Source organism: Duganella sp. sic0402 (assembly GCF_019219065.1).
GTDB lineage: Bacteria > Pseudomonadota > Gammaproteobacteria > Burkholderiales > Burkholderiaceae_D > Rugamonas.
In genome coordinates this window covers 110,767-129,879 of the sequence record NZ_JAHUWK010000007.1, presented here as the reverse complement: position 1 = coordinate 129,879, position 19,113 = coordinate 110,767, and the positions used below count along the sequence as shown (strand labels likewise).

17 protein-coding genes are annotated in these 19,113 nt (G+C 64.0%); 1 reads left to right on the top strand and 16 read right to left on the bottom strand.

Features of this window, described 5'->3' with window-relative positions; all coding sequences use genetic code 11:
- Positions 1 to 11 precede the first annotated feature (11 nt).
- From KW842_RS17720 to KW842_RS17645, 16 genes are all read right to left on the bottom strand, one after another.
- A complete protein-coding gene (locus KW842_RS17720) occupies positions 12 to 1,010 on the bottom strand; it encodes an ABC transporter substrate-binding protein (protein WP_218305431.1) in 999 nt (332 codons plus the stop codon).
- Complete coding sequence (locus KW842_RS17715; protein WP_218305430.1) at positions 1,000 to 3,489, bottom strand: TonB-dependent siderophore receptor; 2,490 nt, start codon at positions 3,487 to 3,489, stop codon at positions 1,000 to 1,002. The genes KW842_RS17720 and KW842_RS17715 overlap by 11 nt, the downstream gene beginning before the upstream one ends.
- 34 nt (positions 3,490 to 3,523) lie before the next feature.
- Complete coding sequence (locus KW842_RS17710) at positions 3,524 to 4,516, bottom strand: ABC transporter substrate-binding protein (RefSeq protein WP_218305429.1); 993 nt, start codon at positions 4,514 to 4,516, stop codon at positions 3,524 to 3,526.
- 21 nt (positions 4,517 to 4,537) lie between these two features.
- A complete protein-coding gene (gene tolR, locus KW842_RS17705) occupies positions 4,538 to 4,960 on the bottom strand; it encodes a protein TolR (RefSeq protein ID WP_218305428.1) in 423 nt (140 codons plus the stop codon).
- A 1-nt stretch (position 4,961) separates the two neighbouring features.
- The gene (tolQ, locus tag KW842_RS17700) at positions 4,962 to 5,747 is read right to left on the bottom strand and encodes a protein TolQ (RefSeq protein WP_218305427.1); all 786 of its coding nucleotides are present in this window, start codon (positions 5,745 to 5,747) and stop codon (positions 4,962 to 4,964) included.
- Positions 5,748 to 5,759: 12 nt separating this feature from the next.
- Positions 5,760 to 6,587 carry a TonB family protein gene (locus KW842_RS17695; protein WP_218305426.1) on the bottom strand — a complete coding sequence of 276 codons (828 nt, stop codon included), beginning with the start codon at positions 6,585 to 6,587 and terminating at the stop codon, positions 5,760 to 5,762.
- A 13-nt stretch (positions 6,588 to 6,600) separates the two neighbouring features.
- Positions 6,601 to 7,470, bottom strand: coding sequence for a class II aldolase/adducin family protein (locus tag KW842_RS17690; RefSeq protein WP_218305425.1), 870 nt, complete (start codon positions 7,468 to 7,470; stop codon positions 6,601 to 6,603).
- A gap of 13 nt (positions 7,471 to 7,483) precedes the next feature.
- Positions 7,484 to 8,440, bottom strand: coding sequence for a D-isomer specific 2-hydroxyacid dehydrogenase family protein (locus tag KW842_RS17685; RefSeq protein ID WP_218305424.1), 957 nt, complete (start codon positions 8,438 to 8,440; stop codon positions 7,484 to 7,486).
- 25 nt (positions 8,441 to 8,465) lie between these two features.
- A complete protein-coding gene (locus tag KW842_RS17680; protein WP_218305423.1) occupies positions 8,466 to 9,569 on the bottom strand; it encodes an LLM class flavin-dependent oxidoreductase in 1,104 nt (367 codons plus the stop codon).
- Positions 9,566 to 10,801 carry an acyl-CoA dehydrogenase family protein gene (locus KW842_RS17675; protein ID WP_218305422.1) on the bottom strand — a complete coding sequence of 412 codons (1,236 nt, stop codon included), beginning with the start codon at positions 10,799 to 10,801 and terminating at the stop codon, positions 9,566 to 9,568. Before KW842_RS17675 ends, KW842_RS17680 begins: the two co-directional genes overlap by 4 nt.
- A 2-nt stretch (positions 10,802 to 10,803) precedes the next feature.
- The gene (locus KW842_RS17670; RefSeq protein WP_218305421.1) at positions 10,804 to 11,646 is read right to left on the bottom strand and encodes an ABC transporter ATP-binding protein; all 843 of its coding nucleotides are present in this window, start codon (positions 11,644 to 11,646) and stop codon (positions 10,804 to 10,806) included.
- Between the two features lie 2 nt (positions 11,647 to 11,648).
- Positions 11,649 to 12,425, bottom strand: a complete 777-nt coding sequence (locus tag KW842_RS17665) for an ABC transporter permease (RefSeq protein WP_218305420.1) — start codon at positions 12,423 to 12,425, stop codon at positions 11,649 to 11,651.
- A gap of 100 nt (positions 12,426 to 12,525) precedes the next feature.
- Complete coding sequence (locus KW842_RS17660) at positions 12,526 to 13,440, bottom strand: LysR family transcriptional regulator (protein WP_218305419.1); 915 nt, start codon at positions 13,438 to 13,440, stop codon at positions 12,526 to 12,528.
- Between the two features lie 49 nt (positions 13,441 to 13,489).
- Positions 13,490 to 15,877, bottom strand: coding sequence for a TonB-dependent siderophore receptor (locus KW842_RS17655; RefSeq protein WP_229223769.1), 2,388 nt, complete (start codon positions 15,875 to 15,877; stop codon positions 13,490 to 13,492).
- A gap of 26 nt (positions 15,878 to 15,903) precedes the next feature.
- Positions 15,904 to 16,365 (bottom strand): Rid family hydrolase, encoded by a 462-nt coding sequence (locus KW842_RS17650; protein WP_218305418.1) that lies wholly within the window; start codon positions 16,363 to 16,365, stop codon positions 15,904 to 15,906.
- Positions 16,366 to 16,397: 32 nt separating this feature from the next.
- Complete coding sequence (locus tag KW842_RS17645) at positions 16,398 to 17,963, bottom strand: flavin monoamine oxidase family protein (RefSeq protein WP_229223768.1); 1,566 nt, start codon at positions 17,961 to 17,963, stop codon at positions 16,398 to 16,400.
- Positions 17,964 to 18,172: 209 nt separating this feature from the next.
- Here KW842_RS17645 and KW842_RS17640 point away from each other — a divergent pair, with 209 nt between their 5' ends.
- On the top strand, positions 18,173 to 19,111 hold the full coding sequence (locus KW842_RS17640) for an aliphatic sulfonate ABC transporter substrate-binding protein (RefSeq protein WP_218305417.1): 939 nt from the start codon (positions 18,173 to 18,175) through the stop codon (positions 19,109 to 19,111).
- Positions 19,112 to 19,113: the final 2 nt, after the last annotated feature.

Here is a 19,113-nt window from a genome sequence, read left to right as displayed (position 1 = left end):
TGATGAAAGGTTCAGGCGGGCCGGAACACGCTGGTGTCTACCAGCTTGCTCGCGTCGACCCGGCGTGGGAATAATTTGGCTTCGTAAAAGGTATCCGCCACGTCCTGCAACTGTCGGACAATTTCGCTATCGACCGCGCGCAACTGCGGCCGGTCGCGGCTGACCGCCAGTCTGGCGACATCCGGCGGCAAGCCGGTCAGGCGCTGGAAGACTTCGCCGTATTCCTTGGGATGCGCATTGGCCCAGACATTCGACTGTGCAAGCCGTTGCAGCACATCTGCCAGCGCGGCACGCTTGCCCGCATCGGCCAGTGCCGCGTCCGAAGCGGTCAGCACGCCGATGCCGGAATTGATGCCGACGCCATTGCGCAACACGCGCGCACCGCGTATTTCGGCGGCCGCCTGGTAGGTGCCGAAGGTGGCCCAGGCTTCGATTTTTCCGCTGGAGAAAGCAACGGCGGCGTCGCTGGGCAGCATGAAGCCGGTGTTGACATCCGCAGGCTTTAGCCCCGCTTCGCGCAGCGCACCAAATAACAGGAAATGTGCGACGCTGCCGCGCGCGGAAGAAACGATGACGTTGCGGCCCTTGAGATCCGCCACGGTCTTGAACGGCGAATCCGGCGGCACCAGTATCGCTACACTGGTGGGGGAAGAGACGCTGGCCGCGATCACCTTGACCCGCGCACCACCCGCTGCCGCAGCCAGCGCCGGTGTGTCGGCGGCAATCGCCGTGTCCACATCGCCGGACACCACGGCCTCGAACAGCGGCGCCGCCCCCTGGAAACTGGCCCACTCAATCTGATACGGCAGGTCCTTCAGTACACCGGCCGCTTCCGCCTTGGTCTGCAACAGCTTGACCTGATCGCCCAGCACCAGCTTGACCTTGGACAGATCGGGAACAGCACCAGCCTGCGGCGCCGCTGTTGGCGTCTTGCCGCACGCGCCCAATAGCGCGGCGGCGGGCAGCGCCGCCAACAGGCGACGGCGGCGATGGTCCGGATCAGAAGTCATACGTCACCTTGCCGTAGTAGTAAGCACCGCTTGGCGCAAACGGCGCCGGGCCGTACACAAAGCTGTTACCACCCGAGTTGGCGTCACCCGGACCATTCTTGTCCGGCCGCGTATTAAACAGATTGGCCGCGCCGACCACCAGCTTGGTTTTTTTGGTGAGGGCATAGCTCAGGTCCAGATCGGTCAGCCACTTCGCGCCAAAGTGATAATCCTGCGCGCGGTTGGCCGTGGTCTGCCAGGTGTACGAGTCGTAGCGCGTAGTCTGCGCGGTCGCCTCGAGGTCGCCAAAGAACCAGCGCGCCGACAAAATCAGCTTGGTCTTGGGCGTTGCGCTCAAATCGCCGATGCCGCCGCCAGCCGCGTAGCCGAACCACACGGCGCTACCGCCGGTATTGGCGCCCAGTGCAGTGATCTGCGATGGCGTTGGATTAATTCGCGTTACCACGGTTTTGTTCCAGTTCAGCGCCGCGCCCCAGCGTACCAGGCCAGCCGCGCCGTAGTCACTGGTGATGTCGGCCACCAGATCGGCGCCGCGCGTGCGCGTGTCGACCGCGTTGGCGAAGTACTGCACCCACTCGGTGCCGGTCAGGCCTGCGGCAATCAGCGTCGGCGCAAAAGCTGGACCGAACATATAGCCGGTGCGGACAATCCGGTCCTTGACCTTGACCTGATAGCCGTCCAGCGTCACGTTGATGTTATCCGCAGGTTTCAGCACCAGGCCAAGACCGAAGTTGACTGACTTCTCCGGGTCCAGATCGCGCGCACCGAATTTGCGCGCCAGATCCGAGTTATTCCGCAGCAGCTTGGACAAGCTGGGCTCCACCACGCCGGTCACCGGATTGATGTTGGTGCGATTATCGGTCTGCGAATAGCCGCTTTGCGTCAGCGAAGGCGCGCGGAAGCCGGTGCCGGCGGTGCCGCGTATCGCCACCTTCGGCGAGAAGTCATAGCGGCTGTTGACCTTGCCGCTGGCAGTGTTGCCGGCGCTGTCGTTGTAATGCTCGAAGCGGACGGCGCCATCGACAAACCAGTTCTCAACCGGATAGAAGCCCAAGTCGTTGTACACCGCCAGCACCGTACGGCGGATGCTGGTCGCGTCGGCCGGCGACAGGGCCACACCGGCTTGCGCACCCACTGCCGCCGGTTTGCCGACGTTGGGATTGCCCTCCTGATCGCCGGGCTTGAAGATGTAGCCGCCGTTGATGTAGCCGAGCCGGTCGCCGGCATAGGTCGAGAAGCGTTCGATGCGCTGCTCCAGCCCCCACGACCATTGCAGCGGTTTCTTCCAGCCGATATCCACCGCACGGGTAAAGTCCTCGTTGGTGGTCCATTGTTCAAACTGATAGGTGGCCAGGTTGTCGAAGCTGGTCGGCGAGGCGGGTCCCAGCGATGGATTCAGCGTCAGATTGCTGTACTGGCGGGCGCGGTTTTTTCCATAGCCGGTGCTGATATCCCAGTTCCAGCCGGCTGTCTTGCCGCGGGCGCCAAGGTTCAGCTGGAAGTCGAAGGCGCTCATATTATTGAGCGCAAAATAACCATCAGGATAAATCTGCGCGATGGTCGCCAGGCCATTCGGACGGCGGAAGTTATTCCCCGCTACCGTGTTGCGCGTGCCGGCCGTACCAAAGGCATACAGCGTAACATCGGCGCTATACGGCTTCTCCGCATTGAATGCCAGATCGTAGGCCTCGATGCCCGGATCGCCGTTGTGCGCACCGTCACGGTTCCAGGTAGCGTTCTTGGGATTGGAGGCCGGTGAATACGCCACCAGATTGGTCGATGGGAAGTTATACCAGGCCTGGCCGCGCTTACGCGCCGCAGCGCCGATATGCACAAAGCCATCCTCGCCCAGCGCAAAGCCGACATCGCCTTCCAGCTTCTTGTTGCTCAGATCACCGTCGCCATGTTTCAGTTTACCGTAGCTGGCCGCGATCTGGCCGCCATGGTTGCCGGTCTTGAGGATGACATTGACCACGCCAGCCACCGCATCCGAACCGTATTGCGCGGCGGCGCTGTCCTTCAGCACCTCGATGTGGTCAATCGCGCTGAGCGGTATCGTGTCCAGATCAATCGCGTTGACGCCGCTGGTGTCGCCGCCGCCATTGGTCAGCAGCGCGCCGTTGTGGCGGCGCTTGCCGTTCACCAGCACCAGCGTATAGGCTGGCCCCAGTCCACGATTGCTGACCGGCCGTACCACCGAGTTCACGCCAGCCTGGTTGGTGCCGAAGTTAAAGGAAGGCAGCAGGCGCGCCAGCGCCTCGGCCAGCTCGGCGCGGCCAGTGTGGATCAGTTGTTCGCCGCTGATGACATCCACTGGCGCCGGGCTGTCCGCCACGGTGCGCGCCTCGCCGCGCACGGCAGTGGTCACTACCACGTCCTGTACCTGTCCCACGCTGGTTTGCGCCCACGCTGGCGTGCCGATGGCCAGCAAGGCCAGGCTCAGTGGCGTCAATGCGGTCTTTTTCGAAAAATGCTGCATACCTTTTCTTCCTCTCTTGTTATCAGGTCTGATTTCAGGTCAAATATTTGGCAAAACTGGTATCCCAGATAGGACGCACATCGATGCGGCGCGCCAGCAGGCCGGCGTCGGCGAAGACGTCGGCCACCTTCTGCTGCGACTTGATCGCCGCCTCATCCACCGGTATCAATTTGTATGGCTCGCTGCGCAGCTTCACCTGGTTAAGGAAGAACTGCGGCGGCACGCCGGCAATCTGGCCACTGCGCGTGGCCCACTTTTCCGGATTCTTGTTGATCCAGTCATAGACCTTGGCGATGCGTTGCAGGTAATCGCCGATCGCCTGGTGCTTGAGCGGATCGGCAATTGCCGGCGTCGACGCGCTGATCACGTAGTTGCCGGACAAATAGCCCTTGGCGGTGCGCAGCACGCGTGCGCCCTGGCTCTTGGCGAATTCCACCACCAGGCCGTAGATAATCCAGGCGTCCAGCTGGCCGCTCTTGAAGGCCGCCAGCCCGTCCTGCGGCAGCAGCGCCACCGGTTCTATATCCTTGAACGTCAGGCCGTTCTCCTTCAGCAGCTGGATCAGGAAATAGTGCGAAGTGGTCGAGCGCACATAGCCGATGCGCTTGCCCTTGAATTGCGCCGGATCGGTAAGTGTTGAATTCTTCGGCACCAGCACCACCTGGTTATTGACATCGCCACGCAGCACGGCGATCACCTTCATCGGCGCGCCGCCGGCGACGGCAAAGATCGGCGGGATCTCGCTCATGCCGCCAAAGTCCAGCGAACCAGAGGACATGGCTTCCACGATCAGGTTCCCGCCAGCGAATTCCGCCACCGCCGTCTTGTACGGAATGTTGGCAACACCGGCCTCGCTGAAGTAATAGCTGTCACCGCCTTTGTAGGTGCCAACGCGCAGCGTGGTGTCACGCAATTGCGCCGCAGCGGCGCGGGTGGCATTGTTCCAGCCAGCCATCAGGGCCGTCATCGCCGCGCCTTGCCGCAGGAATCGACGGCGAGCGCCGCCCTTCGAAGTCATCGAATCCATTTTCCAACCTTTGTGAGTGAGTTATTTGGGCGGTTGCTCAGATACCAGCGCGATGCGGGCGTAGCCAGCGTCGTTGAGCGTGCCCATGGTCTGTACGATGCGGCCGTATGCCAGCGTCTGGTCGCCGCGCAAGTGGATGCGGCGCTCCTTGTCGCCATCCGCTTCCTGCGCCATCAGCGGCAGCAGCGTGTCCGGCGTGGCGGCGGTCTGGTTGACATACACCGTACCCTCCGCATTGATGCTGACCACGATAGGCGGCTTCGGCTCCTGCAGGGGCTTGGCGTTGGAGGTCGGCAGATCGACCTTGACGCCGGCGGTCATCATCGGTGCGGCCACCATGAACACGATCAGCAGCACCAGCATGACATCCACCAGCGGCGTGACATTGATGTCGCTGACCGGCGTGGGGCGGGTTGCGGGACCGGAGGATAAGCGCACACCCATCTCAAGCTCCCTGTGCCGACAGCGACGTCACGTTATGGTTCGCATGCTCGCCCTTGGCCGTCGCCACATCCACATTCTCCACTTGCGACTCCCCTGCTTCCAGCTGGCGCGACAACTGCACTTCCACCAGGCCGACCAGTGTCGACAAGCGGCCTGCATAGTGATTCAAGTCGCCGGATGCACGGTTGTAAGCCACCACGGCGGGAATCGCGGCCACCAGGCCCAGCGCAGTGGCGAACAAGGCCTCCGCAATCCCCGGCGCCACTACCGCCAGGCTGGTGTTATTGCTGGCAGCGATGCCTTGGAAGGCGTTCATGATGCCCCACACCGTGCCGAACAGGCCGACAAAGGGCGCCACCGATCCCACCGTCGCCAGCACCGACAAGCCGCGCTGCAACTGCTCCACTTCCACATTGCTGGCGATCTGGCCGACACGGTTGACGCGCTCTTTCAGGCTGTCGCGGCCGGATTCGCTCGCATGCAGCTGCTGGCGGTGCGTGGTTTGCCACTCATCGACGATGGCGTGATAGATGCGGGCAAACGGGTCCTGCGTGTGCTGCTTCAGCTCCTGTGCCAGGCGGCTCAGCGAACGCTGGCCGGCCAGCGCAGCGGTCCAGGTGGCCGCATTGCGGCGCAGTTTGGCAAAGCGCAGCAGCTTGTCGATGATGACGCCCCAGCTGACCAGCGAGGCCAGCGTCAGCAACACCAGGATGGACTTCACGATCACGTCGGCCTGCTCAAACAACTCCAGCGGCGTCAGATGGGCGGCGACTTGGGTAGCACTCATGGCGATTCCTTGTTAGTTGATTTTAAAGACGATGTTCCCGGCCAGCAGATAGCTGCTGCCGCCCAGGTCGGGCAGACGTGGATACGGTGCGGCACGGCGTATGGCTTCGCGCGCCGCTTCATCCAGCGCTTCCACGCCGGAGGACTGAATCTCAAAGCCGGCCAGCGTGCCATCCGGGTTCAGGGTCAGGCGGTAGCCGACCTTGCCCTGCTGGCGGCGCATCTTCGCTTCGCGCGGGTAGTCGGCGTTGCGGTTGATGCGGGCATACACCTGGTTGACGTAATCGGTCGGAATGCCTTCCGTGGTGATCTGTTTAGGCGCTGCGGCGGCCGCTGGCGCCGGTGGGGCCGGCGCTGGCTGCGGCGGCGTCACCGGGCCAGGCGGCGCGGCCTGCACTGGTGGCGGCGGCGGCGTGTAGCTCTCTGCTTGCGCGGCCGTGGTTTCCACGGTTTTCGGCGTTGGCAGCGGCTGCGCGACCGGTTTCGGCGGCGCCAGCGCCAGTTGCTTCTCCCTCACCGGCTCCGGCTTGGGCGGCGTGTTTTCCGGGCGCGGTTGCGGCGCGATGCGGATCAGCTCTATCACCGGCGGCGCCAGCGGCGGCCTGACCTCGCCACTGGACCAGCTCCAGATGGCCAGCAGCGCCGCACCGTGAATCGCCAACGTGGCGATGGCGCCGGGACGGTGCAGCCAATGCTGCCGGGGGCCGGCGTGCAGGTAAGAGACGGAACCTGCGCCAGCCACCGTGACGGCAAGCGAGGACGGCTCCGGACGGGTGGCGGCTGTGCTGGCGGTGGATGACGCGGCGTGGGCGTCCCGCAACGATAACGTGGCGCTGCTCATGATGGCTCTCCTGTCAGTCGAACAAATCCGGCTCTTCACGCGTGATCACGTCCCACAGCGGCTGGAAGCTGAACCAGCCACCCGCTTCCGATCCCATCTGCTTCGAGGTATGCAGCGCCACCTCATGTGGAATCGGCTTGGTCGGGCCGGCGGCCTCGGACAGCAACTGCGCCTGCGCCGCGTTCTCAAACGCGATATAGCGCCACACTGCCGACTCCACCGACGCGCCCACGGTCAGCAGGCCATGGTTTTGCAGGATCACCGCTTTGCGCTGGCCCAGCGTATCGGCGATGCGCTGTCCTTCGCTGGCATCCAGTACCACGCCGCTGAAATCCTCGAAGATGGCGTGATCCTGATAAAAGGCGCAGGAATCCTGCGTCAGCGGTTCCAGCAGCCGGCCTTGCGCGGCGAATGCCTTGCCGTACAAGCCGTGCGAGTGGGCGGCCGCAATCACGTCCGGCCGCGCCTTGTGCAGTTCGGAGTGGATGGCGAAGGCGGCGCGGTTCAGCAGGCCGTCGCCCTCCACCACCTTGCCGTCATGGCTGACCAGCAGCAGGTCCGAGGCGCGCACATGGCCGAAATACACGCCGGCCGGATTGACCCAGAAATGGTCCGGGAATTCAGGATCGCGGGCGGTAATGTGGCCGGCGCCGCCCATGTCGAAACCATAGCGGGCGAACAGGCGGAACGACACGGCCAGCCGCTCCTTGCGGTGACGGCGTTGCGCCTCGACGCCGTCCGGCTCCGGCGGCTGCGCGAAAATGATGTTGCCCTGCTCGTCGCGCGGCGCGCTGTAAATGGATGGACGCGGATACGGCTTGCCGACAGCGCGCAGATGGGGACGCGACAACGGTGCGGAATACAGTGGTGCGGAGCTGCTCATGTTAAATCCTCTATCAGTAGCCGCGCGCGGTATCCACCACGTCGGTCAAGGGTTGCCCGCTGCGGAAGCGGTCCAGGTTCAGCACGAACTTGTCGATCAGTGCGGGCACGATCTGGTCGGTGCTGGGCGATATATGCGGCGACAGGCGTGCGCGCGGATGTCCATACAGCGCATGGCCGGCCGGCAGCGGTTCCGGGTCGGTGACATCCAGTGTCGCCAGTGCGACGCGGCCTTCGTTCAAGGCGTCCAGCAAGGCCTGGTGATCGACCAGGTTGCCGCGCGCGATATTGATCAAATGCAGATTCGGCTTGGCGTGCGCCAGCGAAGCGCGGCTGATCGCATGCCGCGTGTCCGCAGTCGATGGCGCGGCCAGCACCAGGTGGTCGGAGCGCGCCACCAGATGCTCCAGCGAGTCCACGCCTTCCACGCCTGGCACTTCAAACGGCGCGCCGGAGCGGCGCAGCGCGATCACCTTGATGCCGAGCGCCTGCGCGCGCTGCGCCAGCGCCTGGCCGATCGAACCGAAGCCGTATAGGCCCAGCGTCGTACCCTGCACCAGTCCGAGCTGGATACGGCGCCAATCGCTGGCCTGTTCCAGCCAGATTTCCGGAATGCGCTTGGCGGCGGCAAAAATCGCCGCCAGCACGTATTCGGCGATGGCGACCGACGCCGTGCCGCGCGCTGACGTCACCACCGGTCCGTTGAACAGCCAGTCCGGGTAGTAGTCGATGCCCACCGAGGCCAGCTGCACCCACCGCACATCGCCCCAGCCTTGCGGCGCCGGCACATGCAGCAGGGACTGCCCCTTCGGCGCGGGCAGCGCAAACAGCACATCCGCACCCGGCGGCAGCTCGGTCAGCGGCCCCGGCGCCACATCGCGTACTGCCAGGCCGGTGCGCTGGGCCAGCAATGCATTGACCTTGGCGTCGAACTGGCTGGCTACAATCAAATCATGCTTCACTGCGCTCATCGACTTTGCTCCGTTTATTTTTCGATCATGCGGCCAGGCGCTGGTCCTGCGCTTCGCGTTCGGCGATAGCAGCGCGGACCAGCGGGATCAGCTCGCGGCCATATTGCAGCGCATCCTGGATCGGATCGAAGCCACGGATCAGGAAGGTGGTGACGCCCAGCTCCCAATACTTCAGCAAGGCGTCGCGCACCTGTTCCGGCGTACCGACCAGACCAGTCGAGTTGCCGGCGGCCTTGGTCAGCGCTGCGATGCCAGTCCACAGCCGCTCATCCACCACCTTGCCTTGCGCGGCTGTTTCCAGCAGGCGCTGAGAGCCGGCGTTCTGCGGCTGCTGCGGGCGTTTGCTGAAGTGAACGTTGTCCTTGACGCGCTCGGTGGCGGTGGCCAGGATGGCGTCGGCCTTGGCCCAGGCTTTTTCCTCAGTCTCGGCCAGCACCGGGCGCAGCGACAGGCTGAAACGGATTTTGTCGGCGCGGCCATGCTTGGCGGCTGCGGCGCGCACGCGCTTGATCGTCTCCTCCACCTGCGCCAGCGATTCGCCCCACAGCGCGTAGACATCAGCATGCTTGCCGGCGACTTCGATCGCTGCGTCGGACGAGCCGCCGAAATAAACCGGGATATGCTGGTCGCGCACCGGACGCACGCCGGCATTCTGGCCCTTGAAACGGTACAGCGGCCCTTCGTGGTCGAACGGACCTTCGGACGTCCAGGTCTTCTTCACCACGTCCAGGTATTCGTCGGTGCGCTGATAGCGCTGGTCATGGTCGAGGAAGTCGCCGTCGCGCTGCTGCTCGGTATCGTCGCCACCACTGATGATGTGCACCGCCAGGCGGCCATCGGCAAAATGGTCCAGCGTGGCGAACTGGCGCGCCGCCAGCGTCGGCGAGACAAAACCCGGACGGTGGGCCAGCAGAATGCCCAGCTTGTCGGTCTGGGAGGCGATATAGGACGCCACCTGGAAGCCGTCCACCGACGCGCTGCTGTGCGCCACCAGCACGCGGTCAAAGCCCGCGTATTCGTGTGCGCGCGCCACCGCGCCGAGGAAGCTCTTGTTGACCACTGGGCCTTGCGGCAATACGGTTTCCGACACTTCCTGGGTGGCGCTAAAGCCGATAAATTCGATACTCATGATGCATCCTTTGCATTAATGGTTGAAATACCGGCCACGCCGGAGGGGGAAGCTTTTTTGGCGGCGCGCGCGGCGAAGGCGGCGCGTCCGCTGTTGACCAGAATGGTGTCGTTCTGCGGCGTGTGGATGCGGCTGCACAGCACATCGCGGTAGTGGCGCTCCAGTGGATTGGCGCGCGACAGGCCCGGATTGCCGCTCAATTCAATCGCCTTCTCCACCACCTGAATGGCGGTATTGGTCGCCAGGTATTTGATGCGGAAGGCATCCGAGGCCGGCACCGCGCCATTGGCGGCGGCGTCCAGCAGCACGCGGTTGGAGAACAGCCAGGCGTCCAGCTGACCGAGCGCTTCCTGGAAGCGCGGCAGGCTCGATAAGGGCGAGCCCAGATTGGCCGGCACGCGTTCTTCCAGCCAGCCGGCCAGCCAGTCGCGTGCATTGCGCGCCACGCCGTCGTAAATGGCGGATAACAGCACCGACATCCACAACAGCAGCGAAGCGTCGAGTTCCGGCGCGCTGCCGGCCGGTGATACGTCCACCGCGTGATCCAGCGGTATCAGCACATCGTCGAACACCACTTCGTGGCTGCCGGTGGCGCGCATGCCCAGGTGATCCCATGTCTCGTTGACGGTGATGCCTCGCGTGTCGCGGCGCACCAGCCAGCTGCCGACCAGCGGCTCGGCGTCATCGCTGCGCGCCCAGACGGCCAGCCAGGTCAGGCGCGGAATGCCGGTCGAGTAAATCTTGGTGCCGCTGATGCGCCATCCTTCCGGCGTGCGGCGTGCCACAGTGCCTGGCAGGCCGCCGCGCGCCGGCGTGCCCAGTTCCGGCTCCACGCGCAGCGCGTTGATCAGGGCGCCGTCGCCCAGCGTTTCATCGATCACACGCTGCAGCAGGTGTTGCGGCCACTTGTTGCCACGGCCGGAGGCGTGGTGTAGATACTGCATCACCAGCACCAGCGCGGTGGAAGGCTCGCCGCGCGCCACCGCTGCGATCACACGGGTGGTCTGCGCCAGGGTGGCGCCCAGGCCGCCCTGTGCACGTGGCACGGTCAGGCCGAGCAGCCCCAGTTCGTGCAGGCGCTCAAAATTCCGGTGCGGGAAACTGCCATCGCGGTCGTGCTGTTCGGCGGTGGCGGCAAATTCCTGGGTCAGCGTTTCCAGCAGCGCCGCGAATTCCGGGCTGTCCAGCTGGTGGCTGTGTTCTGCGGTGGGCAAGCGAAGGACGGAAGTCATGGTCAGATCGAGAAGTTACTGAAATTGAATGGCGTGACGATGGCCGCTGGCGCTTCCGGCTGCGTCACGGCGGCAGGCGCGCCCTCCAGCTCGACGCCCAGCAGCTGCAGCAGCTGCGCGCGCACTTTCTGGAATTGCGGTGCCTCGGCGCTGCGCGGGCGTTGCTGAGTGATCGCGATGTCGGCGGCGATACGGCCCTGCTCCAGCACCAGCACGCGGTCGGCCAGCAGCACCGCTTCATCGACATCGTGCGTCACCAGCAGCACGGATGGCCGGTGCTGACGCCACAGCGACAGAATCAGCTGGTGCATGCGGATGCGCGTCAGCGCGTCCAGCGCAGCGAACGGCTCATCCAGCAGCAGCAATTGCGGCTCGCGTACCAGCGCGCGGGCCAGCGCCACGCGCTGCGCCTCGCCTCCGGACAGTGTCGATGGCCAGGCGTTTTCCCGGTGCGCCAACCCTACTTCCTCCAGCGCAGCGCGGGCGCGTTCGCGCGGCCGGTCGATCTTCAGGCCTAGCGTGACATTGCGCCAGGCGCGTTTCCATGGCATCAGGCGCGGCTCCTGGAATACGGCAGCACGGGCGTGCGGCACGTCCAGCGTGCCGGAGCTGATGCGGTCCAGGCCCGCCAGCGCACGCAGCAAGGTGGTCTTGCCGGAGCCGCTGCGGCCCAGCAGCGCGACAAATTCGCCGGCGCGGATATCCAGGTCCAGCTTGTCGAGGATGGTGTTGTCACCGAAACGCTTGCTCAGTTGCCGCGCCTGCACCGGGCTGCGCGGCAGCGAAGGCGCGTCCTCATCACGATGCGCCTTCTGGCGGGGCGGGTTCAAAGTCAGGCTGTGCATGCTCAATCCTTGATGAAAGTCGGACGCCAGGCCAGCGCGTAGTGTTCGATGCCGCGCACCAGCAGGTCGGTGGCCAGGCCCAGCAAGCTATAGACCATCAGACACACCACGATCACATCGGTGCGCATGAAGTCGCGGGCGTTGTTGATCAGGTAGCCCAGGCCCGCAGTGGCGTTGATCTGCTCCACCACCACCAGCGATAGCCAGCTGACGCCCAGCGAGTAGCGCAGGCCGATCAGGAAGGAAGGCAAGGCGCCGGGCAGGATGACGTGCACAATCTGTTGCGGGTAGCTCAAGCCAAACAGGCGCGCCGCTTCCACCAGCTTGGCGTCCACACCGCGTATGCCGCTGTACAGCGACAGATACATGGGAAAGGTGGTGGCGTAGGCGATCAGCGCGATCTTGGTGAACTCGCCGATACCGAACCACAGGATGAACAAAGGCACCAGGCCAAGAAAAGGCACGGTGCGCGCCATCTGCATCGACGAATCCACCGCCACTTCGCCCTGGCGCGACAGACCAGCAACCAGCGCCAGCGCAGTGCCCAGCGACAGCGAAAACGCCAGGCCGGTCAATACCCGGTTCAGCGACACCAGCACATTGCTGCCGATTTCGCCGGAGGCGATCAGCTCACCGAGCGTGATGAAAATCTGTGAGGGTGCCGCCAGGATGCGGTCCGGCAGGAGGCCGGTGCGAGATGCAGTCTCCCACAGCGCCAGCAGGACCAGCGGTCCGAAAGCGCGGCGGAAGATTTGCGTGTGTAGCGTTGAAACCGACATGTTTGCATCCCTATTTCAAACCGTTGAAGCCAGTATAGGGAGCAAATGATTATGATAAAACTAATCGTTTCAACTAACGATATATGATTTTATGGAATAATTATCGCGCGACAATTTTGAGCGGCGATTCGGCAAAAGCGTGCTGCACCGCCTCCGCAAAGAAGTCGATCGCGTGCTGCACCGGGCCTGGCTGCAGCGGCTGTACCAGCCAGATATCCAGCACCGGCTTGAAGTCCGAGACGTTGACAATGTCCAGCTGCGAGCGATGACGGCTGCGCTCCAGAATAGGACGCGGCATCAGGCCCAGGCCAACGCCATTGGCCGCCAGCCCAAGCTGCAGATCGGTGCCAAATGTCTCCAGGTTGATCTTGAACGACAGCCCCTGTTCCGCCAGCGCCCTGGCCAGGCCGGCGCGGAAACCGCAACCATCGGGATTCAGCACCCAGCCGGTACCGAAGATGTCACGCAGCTTGTAGCTGCGCTTCTGCATCGAGTCCTTCTGCGCCACCACCACCAGCTCGATGCGGCCCAGCGCCCGTCCGGTCAGCCCTTCTGGCAGCACTTTGGTCGCCGGGAACAAGGCCACCGCCGCATCGATCTCCGCATTGGCCACCCGCTCCACCAGCTGCGAGCCCCAGCCGGACGACACTTCCGTGTGCAGTCCTTCAAAGGCACGGTTCAGCTTTTTGAGCGTATCCAGCAGTACCACATCGCCAATGGTCTGGATCACGCCGATGCGGAACAAGCCGGTCGGAGCGTGATCCGCCTGCACCAGCGAGCGCAGGCGATCAACCTCTTGCAGCACCTTGCCGCACTGGTCGAATACCTGGCGCCCCATGGCGCTGGGCTTGGGCGGCTTGACGCTGCGGTCCAGCAGTTCCACGCCCAGCGCATGTTCCAGGTTTTGCACGCGCCGGGTAATCGCCGACTGGGTCAGCCCCAGAGCCTCGGCTGCGGCGCTGACCGACTGGTTGCGCACCACGGCCACAAAGGCGCTGATGTCATCTATTTTCATGTCGTTGTCAAAGTAAGTCATACGAAAATCAGACACCATCTTAACAGCATCAGAACTTGTAGCTGGCGCGCAGATAATAATAGCCGCCGTTGAACGGTATCTGCGCCGACGCCGTATCGTACTGATACACGCCCAGGTAGCGGCTGGCGGCCGGTACCTTGCTCGGGTAGACATCGAACAGATTATTGGCGCCCGCCGCGACTTGCAATTTCTTGCTGACCGCGTAGCGCACTTCCAGATCGGTGGTGGTCTTGGGCTTGTTCTCGATGTGGTTGAACACCGTGGTCGAGTAGATATTCGGACCTGAATAGAAGGTCGCCTCGGTCGCCGTCTTGCCATAGCGGGTCGCATGCAGGCTGACGCTCCACTGCTCCAGCGTCCATGCACCACCAACAATCAGCTTGTTCTTCGGTGTCGCGGTGGTCAGGTAGCCGACCTGCTGGGCGTTCAGCAGCGTCTTGCCATTGCCGTCGATGCCAACCTTCGTCACCTTGCTGTTATTGATATTGGCGCTGGCGTCCCAGTCGATCCGGCCTGCGCTACCCAGACTGGTCGGATAATTCAGCACCAGGTCCAGGCCCTGGGTGCGGGTGTTGACGCCATTGGCGAAGTAGCTGGCGCTGACCGAGGACAGGCCGGTCGGCAGGCTGATGCCGGCGCCGGTCAGTGCGGCGATCGCGGCCGCGCCGCTATAGGTGCCGCCTTGAACGATGCGGTCGCGGATGTCGATCCGGTAGGCGTCCAGCGTCAGGTGCAGATTCTCGATCGGCTCCGCCACCAGGCCCAGATTGTAGCTGCGCGATTTTTCAGGCCGCAGCGGCGTGGCGCCCAGCTTGCGCGCAGCATCCGAATTCACCGCCAACTGGCCGCCTGCCGTGGTCGGCGACACGGCCAGGCTGGTGTAATACTCCTGCGCCAGCGATGGCGCGCGGAAGCCGGTGCTGGCGGTGCCGCGCACGGCGAACTTCGGCGTGATCTCGTAGCGCGTGGACAGCTTGGCGTTGCGGGTGCTGCCGGCATCGCTGTAATGTTCATAACGGCCGGCCAGCGACGCCTCCCATTGCGGCGCAAATTTGGTCGACAAGTCGGCATATGCGGCGCCGATATTACGCGCATGCTTGCCGGCGCTGACCGGCGACAATCCCGGCAGGGCCTGCGCGCCGCTGCCATAGTAGGAAGCGGGATCGCCAGCGCCGATTTCATATGTCTCGCGGCGGCACTCGGCGCCTAGCGCCACGCTCAGCGCGGCCGGCAGCGCGCCGGTATCGAAGGAGCGCGCCACATCGCCATTGACGCCCTGCTGGGTGTTCTGGAATTGCGACAAGTGGAAGCTGGTCGGTGTGGCGCCGGTGGCGGCGTACAGATCGGTATTGGCGGAATCGGTCATGCCGATCTTGACGTTGTCGGTGCCGTAGGTGGCGCTGAGGTCCCAGCGCCAGCCTGCCAGGTCGGTACCGCGCACGCCGACGGTAATCCCGCCATCTGTCTCATTGCTGGTTTCCACCGGCGTAAAGCCGTTCGGATGGACTTGCGGCAGGCGCGATGGCAGGCGGTAGTTCTGGTAGCTGCCGCCGGCGCGGTGCGCCACCGTCGCAAAGGCGTACAGTTCCACATCCTTGTTGACCGAGATACCTGCGTTGGCGCCGAACGACTCTCGGCGGATATAGGGATCGCCCAGCGTCTTGTTGGCATAGGTGCCGGTGCGTTCGTCCGGGCCGCTGCGGAAACTGTGTTCATGGCGACGGTATTCTGCGCTCAGGTGCAGGAAGCCGTCTTCACCCAGCGTGATGCCGGCGTCGCCGGCGCCGCCCAGCGTAAAGCCATCGTGCTTATAGTATTCGCCACTAGTCAGCGTGACGCTGCCGCCGCTGCTGCTGTTTTTCAGGATGATGTTGATCACGCCGGCAATCGCGTCCGAGCCGTATTGGGCGGCCGCACCGTCACGCAGCACTTCGATATGGTCTACTGCGCTGACCGGTATCAGGTCGATATCAACCGGCGTGGCGCCCTGCTGCGAACCAGGATCGGCGGTGATATTGGCCGAGGTGTGGCGGCGCTTGCCGTTCACCAGCAGCAGCACGTGATTGGGACTCAGACCGCGCAGCGTCAGCGCGCTGGTCAGATTCGCCGCATCGCCGGTTTGCGCCAGCCGGCTGACCGACGGCAGCAGCTTGACCAGCGCATCGCGCAGATCGGTCTGGCCGGTGCGCTGCAAGTCCTTGGCGCTGATCACATCGATCGGGCTCAGGCTCTCGGTGGCAGAGCGCTGGGTGTCGCGGGTGCCGGTGACCACCACGTCCTGGATCGCGCCGGCAGCAGCCGGGGTGATGGCGGGTCCGGCGGCATCATCGGCGCTGGCTGGGCTGGCGAGGTACAGCAGGGAGATGGCGAGCGCCAACGGCAGGCGGCGCGGTCGTATCGTATGTGCTTGTTTCATTCGGGCTGACTCCAGTGAGGTTGGGTTTATTTTTTAACGCGGGCGGCAATCAGGTCGATCTCGACCAGCGCACCAGGCAGCGGCAGCGCGACCACTTGCAGCGCGGTGCGCGCCGGCTTATTGGGCTGTTCAGCGGCGCCGAAAAACTGGCCGAAGGAAGCGTTCAGTCCTTTGAAATCCAGCTTGTTGTCAAGTTTGGGATCGCCGACCAGGAACACCCGCAGCGACACCACATCGGCAAAGCTCAGGCCTTCATTGGCCAAGGCAGCTTTCAGGCGCGTCAGCACCGAATGGCTTTGCGCCTGCGTGTCGCCGTCCACCGTTTCTGGCAGCACGCCGCTGAAGTAGACGGTTTCCGCGCCGGCCGGCACGCTGACCGCCACGGAGATCGGAAAATTCGAATTGGGTATCGGCGTGCGCTTGATCTGTTGCGCGTTGGCGATGGAAGCGGTGAACAGCAGGCTGGCGAACAGCAAAAAGGTTTTCATGGTCTATCCTTTCGTTTGTGGGTAAGCGGAAGTTAAGCTGCAATGCGGCGGGCGATGGCGGCAACGGCGTGATGGCCGGACAGGGCCGCGCCCTCTTGCCATGCGCCGATCTGGCTCAGGTATTCGCCGGCGAAGTGCACCCGGCCTTCGGGCTGGTTGAGGCGCGTGTATTCTTTTTCGGCCGGCGTGGCCCAGTGCACCCAGGAGCCGAGGCTGTACGGCACTTTGTGCCAGGCCACGCTGACGGGATTCTTCAGCTCCGCGCCGCGCCCCGGATGGACGCGGTCAATCACGCCGCGCGAGGATGCGAACTGCGCGCTCAAAGGCTGGGCGGTGAAATCGCGGGCGTTCTGGCCGATGTTGTAGCAGCCGACCAGCACACCGTCCTTTTTGTGGAAGCCGCCGCTGGGATACCAGATCAAGGACGTCTCGTGCTTGACCACCGAAATGCCGCCATAGATCTGCGCTTCGGTCTCCCAGAAACGGCGCGACTGCCAGGCGATCTTGCTGGCGGTGTCGTAGTGGATGTTGGCGATGGCCTGCTGCACGTCCGGCGCAAAGTTGTTTTCCACCTGTGCCAGCACCGGCAGCGGGAAGGTGACGATGGCGTAATCCGCCGACAGCGTCTGCTGCTTGCCGCTGGCGCGGTCGCGCACCACCACCTGCACACCCTGGTCCTGGTTGCGGATGGATTTCACTTCCGTGTTCAGACGCGACACGTCTTTCAGGCGCTGATGAAAGGCGTGCGGAATGCGGTCCATGCCGCCCACCGGCTGCAACATGGTCGGCTGGAAGATCAGCAGTTCATCGAAGATCAGCGCCATCCACAAATCGGGATCGAGCAAGGCCTCCAGCGACAGCGGCTCGTTGCGCTCGCCAAGCTGCTCAGCCGCGCCGGGATACACCTTGTAGCCGGAACGCTCGCTGCCCTTGTACTCCGCCTGCGGCGTCAGGTCGCCATACACTTTGAGGAATTCCACCAGCTTGGCGCGGTCCTCCACGCTGAGTTCCTGGTCCAGCGCTCCCTTGCTCGTGGCGCGCGCCAGCAGCTCGGACACATGGCCGCGCGCGTCGTTGACGGCGCGGCGCAGCTGGATAGGCTTGCCGCCCTTGGCCGCATCCGGCAGGAAGTAGGCGCTGCGGCTGGTGTTGACTTCCGCCTCCAGCTCCACGCCGAACTCACGGCAGTAGCCGAGTATGGTCTGGTGATGGCTGGGCAGGCGCGCCGGGCCGGCGTTGAAATAGTGGCCCGGCTCAAACTCCGCCACCTGCGTGGTACCGTCGTTGTGTTCTATGCGGCTGCCGTTGCGGATGGTCCAGTTGCGGCCACCAACGCGGTCGCGCGCTTCGATCAGCTGCACCTGATAACCGGCCTTGCGCAATTCGTAGGCCGACACCAGTCCTGCGATGCCGGCGCCCAGCACCAGCACCTTGACGCCTTTGCCGGAGCCTGGCGCCAGCCGCAGCGGCGGATTCTGGCTGGCGGCGCTGGCGATGGTGGGGGCGCCCAAGCCCAGTGTCGTCATGGCCGCAGCCGCTGCCGTGTAGCCGCTGGTGGCGGCAAGCTGCATCAGGAAGGTCCTGCGCGTTACGCTCATAAATCGCTCCAAATGGTGAGATTGAGCCGATCTTATGCCGCGCCAACATTATGTATAAACTAATTATTTATCATATTGAAATATGAATTTTAAGAATAATGTGTTTTCGGAAGCGATATCCGCTGGCGCTATATTCAAAGCAGAAAAGATTCGTTCCTTGCCTTGTTGACCACGGCGTACCATGAAGCGATCATTTTCTGGAGCCGACCATGCAACGACGTACCCTGCTTTCCTTGCTGTCCCTGCTGCCTTTCGCCGCCTACGCGCAAAAGGCGCCGTCCACGCTGCGCATCGGCTATCAGAAATCCTCGACGCTACTGACGGTGCTCAAGGTGCGCGGGCAGCTGGAACAGGACCTGGCGCCGCTCAACGTCAAGGTGACGTGGCATGAATTTTCCAGCGGCCTGCCCTTGCTGGAAGCGTTGAACGTCGGCGGGGTCGACCTGAGCGCCGACGTGGCCGACACGGTGCCGGTATTCGCACAGGCGGCCGGCGCCAGGCTGACGTATTTCGCGCAGGAGTCGCCCTCGCCTTCCGCGCAGGCGATCGTGGTGCGCGCCGATTCGCCGATCAACAGCGTGGCCGATTTAAAGGGCAAGAAGATTGCGGTCACCAAGGCGGCCGGCAGCCACTACCTGCTGATCGCGGCGCTGGACAAGGCGGGCTTGCGCTTCAAGGATATCGAACCGGCCTACCTGACGCCGGCCGATGGCCGCGCGGCTTTTGAACGGGGCGCAGTGGCGGCCTGGGTGACCTGGGATCCTTACCTGGCCGGCGTACAGCGCCAGTCGCAGGTGCGCATCCTGGCGGATGGCCGCGGCATCGCCGACTACCAGCGCTACTACCTGGCCTCGACCGCGTATGCGGAAGCGCATCCGGAAGTGCTGCCGGTGGTGTTCGAAGCCTTGCGCAAGGCCGGCAGGTGGGTCAAGCAATCCCCCAAGGAAGCTGCTGAACTGCTGGCGCCCGCATGGGGACTGGATGCGCCGACCGTCGAACTGGCCAATGGCCGCCGCAGCTACGAGGTGCGACCGGTGCTGAAGGAAGCCTTGGGCGAACAGCAGCGCATTGCCGACGCCTTCCTCGGCGAAGGCCTGCTGCCGCGCAAGCTGGATGCCACCGCCGTGCCACTTTGGCGTTTGCGTTAGGT

Excerpts from the sequence above, each read along its gene's own strand:
- KW842_RS17720 (WP_218305431.1), bottom strand. The coding sequence starts at position 1,010 with ATGACTTCTGATCCGGACCATCGCCGCCGTCGCCTGTTGGCGGCGCTG.
- KW842_RS17715 (WP_218305430.1), bottom strand. The coding sequence starts at position 3,489 with ATGCAGCATTTTTCGAAAAAGACCGCATTGACGCCACTGAGCCTGGCC.
- KW842_RS17710 (WP_218305429.1), bottom strand. The coding sequence starts at position 4,516 with ATGGATTCGATGACTTCGAAGGGCGGCGCTCGCCGTCGATTCCTGCGG.
- tolR (WP_218305428.1), bottom strand. The coding sequence starts at position 4,960 with ATGGGTGTGCGCTTATCCTCCGGTCCCGCAACCCGCCCCACGCCGGTC.
- tolQ (WP_218305427.1), bottom strand. The coding sequence starts at position 5,747 with ATGAGTGCTACCCAAGTCGCCGCCCATCTGACGCCGCTGGAGTTGTTT.
- KW842_RS17695 (WP_218305426.1), bottom strand. The coding sequence starts at position 6,587 with ATGAGCAGCGCCACGTTATCGTTGCGGGACGCCCACGCCGCGTCATCC.
- KW842_RS17690 (WP_218305425.1), bottom strand. The coding sequence starts at position 7,470 with ATGAGCAGCTCCGCACCACTGTATTCCGCACCGTTGTCGCGTCCCCAT.
- KW842_RS17685 (WP_218305424.1), bottom strand. The coding sequence starts at position 8,440 with ATGAGCGCAGTGAAGCATGATTTGATTGTAGCCAGCCAGTTCGACGCC.
- KW842_RS17680 (WP_218305423.1), bottom strand. The coding sequence starts at position 9,569 with ATGAGTATCGAATTTATCGGCTTTAGCGCCACCCAGGAAGTGTCGGAA.
- KW842_RS17675 (WP_218305422.1), bottom strand. The coding sequence starts at position 10,801 with ATGACTTCCGTCCTTCGCTTGCCCACCGCAGAACACAGCCACCAGCTG.
- KW842_RS17670 (WP_218305421.1), bottom strand. The coding sequence starts at position 11,646 with ATGCACAGCCTGACTTTGAACCCGCCCCGCCAGAAGGCGCATCGTGAT.
- KW842_RS17665 (WP_218305420.1), bottom strand. The coding sequence starts at position 12,425 with ATGTCGGTTTCAACGCTACACACGCAAATCTTCCGCCGCGCTTTCGGA.
- KW842_RS17660 (WP_218305419.1), bottom strand. The coding sequence starts at position 13,440 with ATGAAAATAGATGACATCAGCGCCTTTGTGGCCGTGGTGCGCAACCAG.
- KW842_RS17655 (WP_229223769.1), bottom strand. The coding sequence starts at position 15,877 with ATGAAACAAGCACATACGATACGACCGCGCCGCCTGCCGTTGGCGCTC.
- KW842_RS17650 (WP_218305418.1), bottom strand. The coding sequence starts at position 16,365 with ATGAAAACCTTTTTGCTGTTCGCCAGCCTGCTGTTCACCGCTTCCATC.
- KW842_RS17645 (WP_229223768.1), bottom strand. The coding sequence starts at position 17,963 with ATGAGCGTAACGCGCAGGACCTTCCTGATGCAGCTTGCCGCCACCAGC.
- KW842_RS17640 (WP_218305417.1), top strand. The coding sequence starts at position 18,173 with ATGCAACGACGTACCCTGCTTTCCTTGCTGTCCCTGCTGCCTTTCGCC.